This window comes from Streptomyces sp. NPDC031265 (assembly GCF_055570295.1).
Genome location: NZ_JBVIHM010000008.1, coordinates 1 through 11,642 on the forward strand (window position 1 = coordinate 1; position 11,642 = coordinate 11,642).

General features: G+C 68.6%; 12 protein-coding genes. 6 read left to right on the top strand and 6 right to left on the bottom strand.

Annotated elements, in window-relative coordinates; genetic code table 11:
• The first annotated feature begins 298 nt into the window (after positions 1–298).
• Together ACZ499_RS14580 and ACZ499_RS14585 are read left to right on the top strand one after the other, a co-directional pair.
• Complete coding sequence (locus tag ACZ499_RS14580) at positions 299–613, top strand: DUF6207 family protein (RefSeq protein ID WP_468675031.1); 315 nt, start codon at positions 299–301, stop codon at positions 611–613.
• A gap of 43 nt (positions 614–656) precedes the next feature.
• On the top strand, positions 657–1,397 hold the full coding sequence (locus tag ACZ499_RS14585; protein WP_468675034.1) for a class I SAM-dependent DNA methyltransferase: 741 nt from the start codon (positions 657–659) through the stop codon (positions 1,395–1,397).
• Positions 1,398–1,494: 97 nt separating this feature from the next.
• On the opposite strand, the gene ACZ499_RS14590 is transcribed toward ACZ499_RS14585, so the two are convergent.
• The 4 genes from ACZ499_RS14590 to ACZ499_RS14605 form a co-directional block, all read right to left on the bottom strand.
• Positions 1,495–1,782 (bottom strand): YkvA family protein, encoded by a 288-nt coding sequence (locus ACZ499_RS14590; protein ID WP_468675036.1) that lies wholly within the window; start codon positions 1,780–1,782, stop codon positions 1,495–1,497.
• Between the two features lie 47 nt (positions 1,783–1,829).
• Positions 1,830–2,402, bottom strand: coding sequence for an Asp23/Gls24 family envelope stress response protein (locus tag ACZ499_RS14595; RefSeq protein ID WP_468675038.1), 573 nt, complete (start codon positions 2,400–2,402; stop codon positions 1,830–1,832).
• 983 nt (positions 2,403–3,385) lie between these two features.
• A complete protein-coding gene (locus ACZ499_RS14600; protein ID WP_468675039.1) occupies positions 3,386–4,663 on the bottom strand; it encodes a phosphatase PAP2 family protein in 1,278 nt (425 codons plus the stop codon).
• Positions 4,664–4,819: 156 nt separating this feature from the next.
• Positions 4,820–5,092 (bottom strand): hypothetical protein, encoded by a 273-nt coding sequence (locus tag ACZ499_RS14605; protein ID WP_468675041.1) that lies wholly within the window; start codon positions 5,090–5,092, stop codon positions 4,820–4,822.
• A 183-nt stretch (positions 5,093–5,275) separates the two neighbouring features.
• Between ACZ499_RS14605 and ACZ499_RS14610 the strand changes: the two genes are divergently transcribed.
• The 4 genes from ACZ499_RS14610 (at position 5,276) to ACZ499_RS14625 (ending at position 10,015) form a co-directional block, all read left to right on the top strand.
• Positions 5,276–5,941 carry a hypothetical protein gene (locus tag ACZ499_RS14610; protein WP_468675043.1) on the top strand — a complete coding sequence of 222 codons (666 nt, stop codon included), beginning with the start codon at positions 5,276–5,278 and terminating at the stop codon, positions 5,939–5,941.
• Positions 5,942–6,225: 284 nt separating this feature from the next.
• Positions 6,226–6,459 carry a hypothetical protein gene (locus ACZ499_RS14615; RefSeq protein ID WP_468675047.1) on the top strand — a complete coding sequence of 78 codons (234 nt, stop codon included), beginning with the start codon at positions 6,226–6,228 and terminating at the stop codon, positions 6,457–6,459.
• Between the two features lie 37 nt (positions 6,460–6,496).
• Positions 6,497–7,009, top strand: coding sequence for a hypothetical protein (locus tag ACZ499_RS14620; RefSeq protein ID WP_468675050.1), 513 nt, complete (start codon positions 6,497–6,499; stop codon positions 7,007–7,009).
• 951 nt (positions 7,010–7,960) lie between these two features.
• Positions 7,961–10,015 (top strand): pectinesterase family protein, encoded by a 2,055-nt coding sequence (locus ACZ499_RS14625; protein ID WP_468675052.1) that lies wholly within the window; start codon positions 7,961–7,963, stop codon positions 10,013–10,015.
• A gap of 151 nt (positions 10,016–10,166) precedes the next feature.
• Here ACZ499_RS14625 and ACZ499_RS14630 read toward each other — a convergent pair whose 3' ends face one another.
• Together ACZ499_RS14630 and ACZ499_RS14635 are read right to left on the bottom strand one after the other, a co-directional pair.
• Entirely contained in the window at positions 10,167–10,880 is a 714-nt protein-coding gene (locus ACZ499_RS14630) for a hypothetical protein (protein ID WP_468675054.1), read from the bottom strand.
• The gene (locus ACZ499_RS14635; protein WP_468675462.1) at positions 10,880–11,404 is read right to left on the bottom strand and encodes a SigE family RNA polymerase sigma factor; all 525 of its coding nucleotides are present in this window, start codon (positions 11,402–11,404) and stop codon (positions 10,880–10,882) included. Before ACZ499_RS14635 ends, ACZ499_RS14630 begins: the two co-directional genes overlap by 1 nt.
• Positions 11,405–11,642: the final 238 nt, after the last annotated feature.

The following is an 11,642-nucleotide window of genomic DNA, read 5'->3' on the forward strand; positions in this document are numbered from 1 at the left end:
TGGAAGTCCTGGCCGGCGCGCCCTCCTGACCGGTCGGACGAGTCGAACGGCCGACGGACGCGGACTGCGAGTACGCCACGATGCTGTCGAAACTCATGAACATTCCGTCCCAGCTGCGGCGGCCGAGTGCCTCCCGAGCCGCTGTCGAAGTGCGGTCCGTTCTCGTGGACAAAGCCACCCGGGAAGCCGTTCGTCGGACGGTCACAGAGACGGTTGAGCGAACGGCTTCCTGGCGGGCAGTGCCGCCCGGAAATGCTGTGACCTGCGGGTTCGAGGTTCAGAAACAGGCTCTCAGCGCATGCGGATCGACGAACAGCACATCGCCGAACCCGTCTTGGTCGTCACCGCCGCCGACGAGGACACCACCCGCGAGGTGATGGGCGGCCTTCAACAGCAGTGGTCAATCTCCGGCATCACTCACGTGTGGCGCGTCCCCGGCGAACCCGGAGGCAGTTCGTGCACCGGTTCGCAGGACGGAACCGCGGGAGTCGGCGCTTACGCCGAGCAGAACGGCCGCACCACTGCCGTGACGTTGTGGCCCCCGATCCGGACAGTTCCTCGAAGGTCTGTGCCGAACCGCCCCGAACCCCGTGATCGGAGCGGTGAAAGGTAAATGCGTCGACAGCGCCCCTCGGCACCCGGCAAAGTGGCCGCCCGTGACGAGTAGTGAGCCATGGACCCGTGCGAGCGCCGACCGCTACGACGCGGAAGAGACCGAGATGTCCTCGGCCGCGATTCTCGGGCCGACTCTCGCTCTCCTCGCGGAGCTCGCCGGAGACGGCCGGGCTCTGGAGTTCGCCATCGGAACCGGACGGGTGGGCGTCCCGCTCCGGGAACTCGGCGTGCAGGTAGTGGGCATCGAAATGTCCGAGCACATGGCAGCGGTCCTGCGGCGCAAGGCCGACGAGGCCACGCTCCCGGTGGTCATCGGGGACATGGCCACCACCGTCGTCCCTGGCGAGTTCACCCTCGTCTATCTCGTCTACAACACCATCACGAATCTGCTCACGCAGGACGAGCAGGTCGAATGCTTCCGCAACGCCGCACGTCATCTGGCGCCCGGCGGCCGATTCGTCATCGAGCTGGGCGTGCCGCCGCTGCGGTTCCTGCCTCCCGGCCAGGTCGCGGTGCCGTTCGATGTCTCTGAACAGCATCTCGGCTTCGACACCTTCGACCTGGTCGAGCAGATTCTCGTCTCGCACCACTTCACCCGCGAGGGCGACGACGGCCGCTACCGCCGCGGCAACTCCCGGCATCGGTACGCCTGGCCGGCAGAGCTCGACCTGATGGCACGGATCGCCGGCCTCGAGCTGGAACGTCGCGTCGCGGACTGGGACGGGACGCCGTTCACCCAGGACTCCGCGAAGCACATCTCCGTATGGCGCAAGCCGACCTGAGGTCGGCCACCGGGGGTGGGAAAGGGCTTCGCGGATGTCGTCCCGTACCGCCCAGCGGACCCGCAGGCGGCGAAACCCCTGCCTGACAGGCCGGACGCTAGTCCGGTTCACCGCTCCGCCGCGAGGCCGCCGCCTGCAGGGTGCGCAGGGCCAGAAGCAGGACGCCTATGTCGTCCAGGTAGACGGGGTCGGGGAGCAGGTCGACCGGGCTGATCACGTACAGCAGCGCGCCCCAGTAGGCGGCCTTGTGGGTCAGGGGGATGCCGGCGTCCCGCAGGATCTTGCGGGCCCGGACCAACCGGACGGTCAGGACGGCCGCCACCAGCGCGGCCGCGAGAAGCGCGAGTGCGGCCAGGGCCAGGCCGACCGTCAGTCCCGTACTCATCGAACCGGCCAGAACGGCTTGCGGGAGGTTCACGACGTCGGCGGCGGCTATGGGAGACGGCTTTCGGGGGTCTCGGGCGCCACCCGGTCGGGCAGGTGGACGTCACCGACCGCGATGTTCACCTCGGCGACCTCCAGAGCCGTCATCCGCTCCACGACCCCGACAACGTTCAGCCGGACCTCGGCGGCCACCTCAGTGATGCTCATTCCGTACTCCACCGCGATCTCCAGGTCGATGGCCGTCTGCCGCTCATCGACCTCCGCGCGCACGCCCCGGGTCACGGTCGAGCGCCCCGCCCGCGCCGCACGCCTCGCGCTGAGCATACGGGCGAGGTCGCCGCTCGGGGCGTGGACACCGGGAGTTTCGCGGGCGGCCAAACCCGCGATCTTCGCCACTGCGCCGACGGCAATGCCCGTGCGGCCCCGGGGCTGCGCCGCCTGACCCGCATCACCGTTCGCGGTCTCCAGGGACGCGCTCCGCGGGGGCCTGCTCGGCAGGAGCTCGGCCGCCGGGGTCCCGGTCTCCGGGGGCGCGCTCTGCCGGGTCGCGCTCTGCGTCCCGGCGCGAAACTCGTTCTCCGCATCGGGCTTGTACAGCGTCTGGCCCACCGACTGTGCCATGGGTGGCCACCTCCTCGAAGTCTGGCGGGGCGGCGCCCCGTGCCTCGCGAGTACCGTGCACGGGGCGGTTGATGCCCGGGGCGCGGGATGCTGGTTGAGCGGCGGGGCACCCCCTTCTTCCGTCTGCCGCCCAGGCGCCCACCTCGTCCCGGAACGCTCGCATGGCCCCCATGCAGGCGAGTCTGCGCCATGACCGGCGGCACGGCCCGCGATGTTCGGGGCGTCCCCCCTCGGCGTGGAGACGCTCCGTGTGTCGGTGCGGCTGCGCACTCGATTTTCGGCGCCCTCGGCGAAGCCGTTGCAGATGTAGCGCTGGAGGAAGAGGAGGACCAGCAGGGTCGGAATGATGACCAGGATCCGGAAGTCGACCCGGTCGATCGTGTACGCGGTCATGGAGCCGATCATGACCGTGCCGGTGATGGAGAAGACCCGCATGAAGGCTGCGTTGCCGAACCCGTGAGCATCCCGCTGTCGTTCATGGCCGTGACGTAGTCGTCGAGATTCAACAAGCTGCGGGGCCGGGAGAACCGGGGCGCGACGCCCTTCCACAGAGGGATCGCGCCCCCGATGCCCTGCCCCGGTCCACCAGCCGGATGCCTCACTCACAAGGTCAACCGGTTCGGCCAGATAGCGTCTGCGACAACGGCTGCCGGCGACGTCTTCTTCGCCCCCCCCTCCGTCGGCTCTGCCCTGCGGGCCACGTGGCTGCCTCAGCGCCGTCAGAAGTGCCTGACCAACAAGGGCGGTTCGACGGCGAACGGCGCCTGGCTCAAGCTGCGGACCGTGCGGTCGACTTCGACAGAGCCAGGCGTGGGGCCTCGCCTGCCGGCGGGCCGGCCGACTCCCAGGGGTCGGCATCACGCCTGACGGACCGACCGCCCTGGGCGACCTCGCTCCTCCGGCGGCCGGTCCGGTCTTTCCCGGCACGCCTGCCGAACGCTGACCTCGGCCGGAGTCACCGGGGTCTGCTGATGCACCACGGCTCACACCAGTTCGGGTTGCGGCTGCGGTTCCGGCTGCCGCACTGGTGCGGCCTTCGCGTCCCACAGCTTGGTCGTCCGTACGCAGCCGTAGACCACTGAGGTCATCGCCAGAATGAGAAGCGGTCCGAACACCCACGGATGTTCGGCCATCTCCACGGACAGATAGCGATACGCCAGCAAGAGTGCGGCAAAGATCACCGCTCCATAAGTGACCAGTCGGATTCCCGAGCGATCCCAGCCACGGTCGAGCGAGCGCAGCGCTGCGTCGATCGTGAATGCGAACACCACGCCCGCAATGATATCCGCGCCGTAGTGGTAGCCGAATCCCAGCGTTGCGCCGAGCGTGGCGATCAGCCAGAACGCGCCGCCGAATTGCAAAATCTTCGGGCCCTTGCGGGAATGAATGAAGATCGCGGTGGCCCATGCCGTGTGCAGGCTGGGCATGCAGTTTCGCGGGGTGATCCCGTCGAACGGCATCGAGTGCGGGGCGTTGACCGGCGACGCCGTGTCCGGCCACAGGTTGGCCACCGCCCAGTGACCGCCGTCGGCGCCGTAAGCGAAGATCGGTCCGACCACCGGGAAGATCATGTAGATGGCCGGCCCGAGCAGGCCGATCACCAGAAAGGTGCGCACCAGATGGTGGCCCGGGAAACGGCGCTCCACTGCCACGTTACGCAGCTGGTACAGCGCGACGGCGACCGCGCCCACCGCGAGCTGGATGTAGACCCAGTCGAGAACATGGGCGCCGACCGGGCCGGTGGCCTCGACGATCCGGCCTGCGACCCACGACGGGTTACCCAGCGCGTGATCGGCGGTCGCCACGTACTGGTCGAGAACCGTCGGGCGGGTCTTCCACGTGATGAGCAGCCAGGCATCACCGGTCTTGCGGCCGGCGACCAGCAGCAGGCCCAGCCCGACGCCCTTGAGCAGCAGGACACGTTCCCGGCCGGTGCGGCGCGTGACCGCGATGACCGCACACCCCAGGATCACCCAGAGCGCACCGTTGCCGAACATCATCTTGGCGTCAACAGCCCACCGCACGAGAAAGAAGATGATGTCGATGCCGATGGCGGCACCCACCGCGATAAGTCGTTGCCGCCAGGTGAGCACCACCGTCATCAGAGCCATGCTGGCGTAAAGAAGCGGCCCCGATTTGGGTGCGAATATCACCTCGCGCGCCTGGTTGGTGAGCGGCCCCGGTATGCCGTAGTGACGCGTTGCGATCTCCAACGCGACGAGGAATCCGAGAGCCACCACACCCGCCGAAGTCCACAGCATCACCCGTGGCTGACGCCACGCGGCGGACTCCGATCGGTCGTCTATTCGTGAAAGCACCCGCAATGTTATCGGTCTCAATCGGTTAGTCGATTTTTGGGATTTCATCACTCTTCGCGCCGAAAGCATGCTTTCCGGTGAAGGACAGGATGAGGGCGATCACCGCGAGCTCGAACATGTTAGCGGAGTGGTACGGGTGGGTTCACTGAGCCGACCGGGTCCGGGATCGGTGCCGATGGTCAAGTCGGGGTACGACTCGGCGGTCGTGTGCGGGTGGACGACGTCGGCCGGCGTCGTCTCGATCAGCAGGATCAGGTGCCTCCCGTACAGGCGGGGGTTCTCCCGGCCGGGGTTCATGAGGCCCGCGACTTCGCCTCGCCCGGTTCGCCCGGGCAGTTGCGCCTGGAACGGTCCGGCGTTGGCTGCGCTCATCGGGAACCCTGGCTTGCGCCGTGCCCCCAGCGGGCCCTACGCGCTGCAGGCCAGGTGGACGGGCGCCACGAAGAGGCACTTAGCATGTACACGACGCGCGCGCAGCGCGGCCACGGGGGGATTCGGCATGCTCAGGCTCCTGTTCCTCCCCGCATCCGGAATTTGTGGCAGAAGGAAGAGTGCATGCACCGCCGCTCCAAGGCCCTGTACGGGGTTCTCGTCACCGTCCTCGGACTCACGCTCACCGCCTGCGGCGGTGACGGAGGGGGCGGGAAGTCCGGTGTTTCCGAGGGCCGGGCGGCGAAGGGTGAGACCGGCCAGGAGAGCCCGTCCGCGAGTCCGTCCGCGAAGTGGGAGTGGGGCCCCGCGCTGACGATGGGCCAGCCGGCGCCGAAGCTGTACGAACCCGCGAACACCGCAGGCGGGAAGTTCGAGGTGACGGCCAAGAAGATCGTCAAAGGAACGCCTGAGCAGGCGAAGTCCCTGCACTGGGACACGGTCAGCCCGGGCGAACTCAAGGGCGATACGCCGTACTTCGTGTACATCACGTACACGCTGAAGGCAGGTAAGCCGCAGGTCGCCAACCCCGACCTTGGAGCTCATGCCGCGGCCCTCGACATGAACGGCGTGAAAGTCGCGGAGCGGCCGACCGTCCACACGGGATATGTCGACGGTGGTTGCGAGGTCCCACCCATCTACATGGGTTGGGACATTGGCGAGACCCGCACCCTCTGCACGGTCTTCGCCGGGGACGAGTCGAACCCCCCTGCCCGACTCGCCTGGGCTACGAACGTGACAACCGACGAGGACTACATGAAGGCCGCATCCTGGGAGTGGACCGTCCAGTGACCACAGGGGTTGCGAGCTCGGCTTGGTGCGAACGGTGTCAGCCTCACGCCTCCAGGGGCTGAACCAGACCGCACTTGCCGGTGGGTGACGCGTCAGCTCCCGACTCCGCGCCGACTTTCCGAGCATCGTGAGACGGGTCGGCGGTACCGGATCGCCAGAAGCCTTCGGCAGGGACCATCGGCTACTCGTCCGGCCCGGGTCGTTTGGTGGGCGTGGCCGGGGTACTGGGGCCCCGCCGAACGCCGAGTAGGCGGATGCCGTAGCCCACAGCAGCGGAGGCTCATATGGCCGGCACGAACGACACCAGCGGTCTTACCGGGACTCCGGGCAAGGACTACAACCTCGTCTGGTACGTCGAAGCGTGTCTGAGCAACGCACTGCGCCTGGAGACATACATTCAGGATGCGGAGCGCGACAAGGACACCGAAGTCGCGGATCTGTTCCGTCGCGCACAGGCGGACAGCCGCAAAGGGGCCGAACTGGGCAAGCAACTCCTTCGTAACCGTCTGAACGGCTGAGAGCTGAGAAGCCGCCGATCCTGAAGGGAACGACCCGATGGGCGCTCGCCCGAACCGAAGTGGCACGGACCTGCTCGGTATCTATCTCAACGATCACCTTGCCGGTGCCACGCTGGGCGTGCGCCGGGCGCGTTCTCTGGCCGAGGCCGACTCCGAGCGCGCTCCGGGGCTCGCCGACGCCGTACGCCCCGTCGCCGTCGAGATCGCCGAGGACCGGGTGGCCCTGCTGGAGATCATGCGTCGGCTCGACATCCCCGTACGCCGCTACAAGGTCGCCGCGGGGGCCCTGGCCGAGACGGTGGGCCGCTTGAAGCCCAACGGACGGCTCGTACATCGTTCTCCGCTCACTTCCATGGTGGAGCTGGAACTGTTGCGCCTGGGCGTGGAGGGGAAGGCCGCAGGCTGGCGTACCTTGCGGCAAGTGGCCGACACCGACGAACGCCTGGATGCCACGCGGCTCGACGACCTCCTCAACCGCGCCCAGCGACAGTTGGACACGCTGGAGCCATTGCGCCTGCGGCAGGCGGCCGACACCTTCCAGCGCGGGTGACACCCGGTTGGAATGAAGAGCGTGAGTGAACTGGTTCGCTCACTCCAGATCGACTCGGCGCTGGAAACCACGCTGACTTCCGTAGCGCCTGCCGGTCGTCGCCCCGCACTCGACCAGGCAGCGCGCCGCGAAGCCTGGCAGCCACCCCTCCGTCGGCCAGGCGTCCCAACGCCCCCTGTAGACCGCTCCCTTGCTCAGGATGTCGCCGAGTGCTGGTCGGGAGGGTGCCGGCCCGCGTGATCCGCGGAGGCGCCGCCCACCCACCACCGCTCCGCCTCTCGTTCCGCTGCGGTGCGGTGAAGCCTGTCCTCGGCGCCGTAGCCGTTGGCCGTCCTCGTGCAGCAGGTGGCGCTGACACGTACGCCGCCCGCACACCTGCCCCGCGCCTCCGCCCCTCTCCTGCTCGGTCATACCGCCCCGGAAACCGACCGCCTTGCCCCGATCGCCCCACCCAGCGGCCCGGATCCCGCCGCGGGCCTTCACCATGGCCGTGAGACGGGTGATATCGGTGCTGTGGTGGTCCGCACGGAGTTGCGGTGAGACCACCGGCGTCGGATGAACTCCGCACTCCACGACCCACGGCGGGGATTTCGCCGCACCTTCGTCTCCGGATCTGTTGTGGGCCGGTCGTGACCCGTCCGGCGCAGCTCAGCGCACCGCTCCGGCCGGATGTGGTTGCCCGTTCCGAGCGGATACAACCCGCCCGGCCGAAGCCCCGGCGCCCACACGTCGGCCTCGTTCTCAGGGAGCCGACCTGTACGACGAGGAGCGACATCGGCTGTTCTCGGCTGGTGGCGTCTTCCTCCGGTCGGGCCCGGGCCGGGCCGAACGCGCAACCGCTGCACGCGCCGCTGACAACCGTTGCGTGTTTCTTCGACGAGCACGGCAACCTTTCGAGCCCCGGCGGCAACCCGACACCGATCGCCCCTCTTCACGGAACGGAAACTTTATATGCGTTCGACCCACCGCACGGCCCGTCATCGCAGACCCCAACGGGCCCTGGCCATCGGCGTGCCGCTGGTGCTGGCCGCTTCCGGAGTTCTGGCGTACGGGTCCGTGTTCGGACTGGGAGTGGGCGACGAGGAGAAGGCCGCGGCGGCGGAGGCTCCGGCTTGGGCGACCGCCGCCGCCGACGGGTTCGCCTCGGTCAACGCTCTCGGGCAGAACGGTACGTACGGCGGTCGGGGTGGCAGGACTGTCACCATCAGGACGCTCGCCGACCTTGAGAAGTACGCCACTGCCCCGGAACCGTACGTCATCGTCGTCTCGGGCACGATCAACATGGCTCCCGTCGGCAAGGAGATCAAGGTCGCTTCGAACAAGACGATCATCGGCTCCGGGAACCTTGGGCACATCGTCGGCGGCGGCTTCTTCCTCGGCCAGGGCGTTCACAACGTGATCATCCGAAACCTGACGATCAGGGACTCCTACCAGGGCGTGTGGAACGACAAGGAGCACGACTTCGACGCCATCCAGATGGACGGCGCCCACCATGTGTGGATCGACCACAACGACCTGCGGCACAGCGCCGACGGACTGATCGACGTCCGCAAGGACAGCACGTACGTGACGGTGTCCTGGAACAGGCTCAGCAACGCCAACAAGGCCTTCGGTATCGGATGGACCCAGAATGTCGTCACCGACATCACGATCCACCACAACTGGATCCGCGAGACCGAGCAGCGCAACCCGTCCACGGACAACGCCGCCCACGCGCACCTCTACAACAACTTCCTGGAAGACGCCCCGGGCACGTCCATCAAGTCCTCCTATGGCAACTACGCACGCGGCAAGACGCGGATGCTGCTGGAGAACTCCTACTTCCAGGGCATGAACAACCCCGTGATCAGGGACGCCACCGCCGCTCTCGTCCAGCGCGGCAACATCTTCTCCGGCACGAGCGGACGCAACGAGAGCGGCGGCGGTGCGGCTTTCGACCCGAAGAAGTACTACGGCTACACACCGGACGCCGCCGGCAACGTGCCCGCGCTGGTGAAGTCCGGAGCCGGCCCGAGGAGTTCCCTGGGTCAGGCGGCCGCGACCAACACTGCCGCCACCAGGACCCTCACCGTCGCCAAGGACGGCACCGGCCAGTACAAGACGGTCCAGGCGGCGGTGGACGCCGTACCCGTCGGCAATCCCTCCCGCGTGGTCATCTCGGTCAAGCCGGGTACGTACCGCGAGATGGTGAACGTTCCGGCGAGCAAGCCGCACATCACCATCCAGGGCTCGGGCGCGAGCCGCAAGGACACGGTGATCGTGTACGGCAACGCGGCCGACATGCAGAAGCCGGACGGTTCGGGCCCTTACGGCACTCCGGGCAGCGCCACGGTCGCCATCCGGTCGGACGACTCCCAGCTGCGCAACCTCACCGTCTCCAACGACTTCGACGAGGCCGCGCACCAGTCCCTGAAAGACCACCAGGCGGTCGCCCTGCTCACGACCGCGGACAAGATCGTGCTGGACGGCCTCATCGTCACCGGCGACCAGGACACCCTGGAGCTGGAAACCGCGGCGAAGGACAAGCCCGGTCGCGTGTACGTCACCAACTCCTACATCGTCGGCAACGTCGACTTCGTCTTCGGCCGTGCCACCGCTGTGATCGACCAGTCGGTCATCACACTCAAGAAGCGCTGGAACGGTACGTCGGCCGGTTACATCACCGCCCCGAGCACCCAGGCGGGCCGCAAGGGCATCCTCATCAACCGCTCCACGGTCAACGGTGACGTGACCGCGTCCTCCTTCTATCTGGGCCGGAACTGGCATCCCGGCGGCGACAAGACTGCCGACCCTCAGACCACCGTCCGCAACTCCACCCTCAGCGCCGCGATCAAGCGCACTCCCTGGAGCGACATGGGCGGCTTCTCCTGGAAGGACGACCGCTTCGCCGAGTACATGAACACCGGTCCGGGCGCCGGTCCGAAGAGCACCGACCGGCCCCACCTGACCGACCCCCAGGCCGCGTCCCAGGAGGTCTCGGACTGGATGGGCGACTGGACCCCGTAAATCGTCCATCGTGAATCGATGGGAGAAGGGGGCCCGGGAGCACGGGAGATACGTCGTCGTGCAGCTCCCGGGCCCTCGGATCCACTTTCTGGCGCGGGGGGCGAGCCTGGGGAGGGCCCGCCCGACGTGGCCCACGGCGTGCCCGGCCCCGTCAGCCCGCTGCGCCCGCCGCCGCGCGGAACGTTCCGGTGACGGTGTACCGCTGCCCCTTCGTCGTGGTGGCCGTCGCGACGTAGGCATCGGCGGTCGCGACTCGCGAGCCGGGGGCGTGGTTGTACTGCACGGCGAAGATGTGCTGTCCCGGGGGGACGGTCCGGCCTGGCTTGAGGGTCCACCGGTAAGTGAGGGTGCCACCCCCGTCGGTGGTGGTCAGCGTGAAGTCGCCCGCGGGCAGGGTCCGCCAGGCGCCGGTGGAGGCCACACCACCCGTCTGGACGATGCGGACCTCCAGCGTGAGCGTGCCCAGGGACGCGCCCGTCCGGAGGGTGATGTTGCTCTGCGCCCAATAGGTGTTGGCGTGGGGATCGACAGAGCCGTCGGACCGGAGCGGCCCGTCCTGTGTTCGGGAAGGAGTGAGGGCGCCGTCCGCCGTGGACGGGGGTGACGGCGCTGCCGGGACCGTGGCGACCTCCCGGCCGGGGCCGCTCGTACCGACGGTGGTGGCGATCACGTATCCGCCCGCCACGAGCGCTGCCGTCGAGGCAAGGGTGGCGAGGGTGACGCGGGGCCAGGACAGGGGCCCGGTCGCACGGCGGTGGGGACGGGGGCTGTGGGACATACCGTGCCGGACGCGCGCCAGCATGGCGTCCCGGTCGGGCTCGTGAGCCGCCGCCGCATCCCGGAGCAGGCGCTTCAGGTCCTCCATCAGTTCCTCGTTCCGCTCAGTTCCTCGGCGGCCTGCGCCCCGAGGAGGCGCTGCAGCTCGGCCATGCCCTTGGAGGTCTGGCTCTTCACCGTACCGACGGATGTCCCGAGGGCGAGGGCGGTGTCCTTCTCCGACAGGTCCAGTGCGTGGCGAAGCACGACGCACGCACGTTTACGGAACGGTAGTCGCGCCAGCGCGCGGCGCACGTCCATGACGGCATCCACGTCGGGGTGCTGCGCGTGGCTCGGGAGGGCTGCCCAGAAGAGGTGGACGCGGCGCCGTTCGCGGGTGAGGGAACGAATGCGGGCACGGGCCATGTTGGTGACCACGCCGCGGGCGTAGGCCACCGGGTGGTCGGCGCCCCGGACACGGTCCCAGCGGTGCCAGAGGGCGACGAAGGCGTCAGCGGCCAGGTCGTCGGCGGTGTGCGCCTCGCCGGTCAGCAGGTGGGCGAGGCGCGCCAGTTCGGCGTGGTGGCGCTCGAAGAAGTCCTGGAACTCCGCGGACGCGTCGTCAAGGGCCATGCCGCAGCCTCCGTGGGGTGTGCCCGTGCTCAGCCCGAGCCAGCGCCGGTGTTCGTGCCCGCCTTCGGGGACGGGGGCGGTGAGCATACCAAGCATTCGGTCAGCTCCTTCCATGTCGTGCAGAGGTCGCTCCGTCTCCGGTGGCCCGGCGCGGGAGGGGAGGGGAGGGGGGGGGGGGCACCCCGGGGACAAGGGGGGGGGGGGTGCTCCAGGCACGGTAATCCCGACCGTGCGTGGG

Bases quoted from the DNA above. Each gene is read 5' to 3' on its own strand.
- ACZ499_RS14630 (WP_468675054.1), bottom strand. From the start codon at position 10,880: ATGGAGGACCTGAAGCGCCTGCTCCGGGATGCGGCGGCGGCTCACGAG.
- ACZ499_RS14625 (WP_468675052.1), top strand. From the start codon at position 7,961: ATGCGTTCGACCCACCGCACGGCCCGTCATCGCAGACCCCAACGGGCC.
- ACZ499_RS14615 (WP_468675047.1), top strand. From the start codon at position 6,226: ATGGCCGGCACGAACGACACCAGCGGTCTTACCGGGACTCCGGGCAAG.
- ACZ499_RS14610 (WP_468675043.1), top strand. From the start codon at position 5,276: ATGCACCGCCGCTCCAAGGCCCTGTACGGGGTTCTCGTCACCGTCCTC.
- ACZ499_RS14580 (WP_468675031.1), top strand. From the start codon at position 299: ATGCGGATCGACGAACAGCACATCGCCGAACCCGTCTTGGTCGTCACC.
- ACZ499_RS14590 (WP_468675036.1), bottom strand. From the start codon at position 1,782: ATGAGTACGGGACTGACGGTCGGCCTGGCCCTGGCCGCACTCGCGCTT.
- ACZ499_RS14605 (WP_468675041.1), bottom strand. From the start codon at position 5,092: ATGAGCGCAGCCAACGCCGGACCGTTCCAGGCGCAACTGCCCGGGCGA.
- ACZ499_RS14595 (WP_468675038.1), bottom strand. From the start codon at position 2,402: ATGGCACAGTCGGTGGGCCAGACGCTGTACAAGCCCGATGCGGAGAAC.
- ACZ499_RS14635 (WP_468675462.1), bottom strand. From the start codon at position 11,404: ATGGCCCTTGACGACGCGTCCGCGGAGTTCCAGGACTTCTTCGAGCGC.
- ACZ499_RS14600 (WP_468675039.1), bottom strand. From the start codon at position 4,663: ATGCTGTGGACTTCGGCGGGTGTGGTGGCTCTCGGATTCCTCGTCGCG.
- ACZ499_RS14620 (WP_468675050.1), top strand. From the start codon at position 6,497: ATGGGCGCTCGCCCGAACCGAAGTGGCACGGACCTGCTCGGTATCTAT.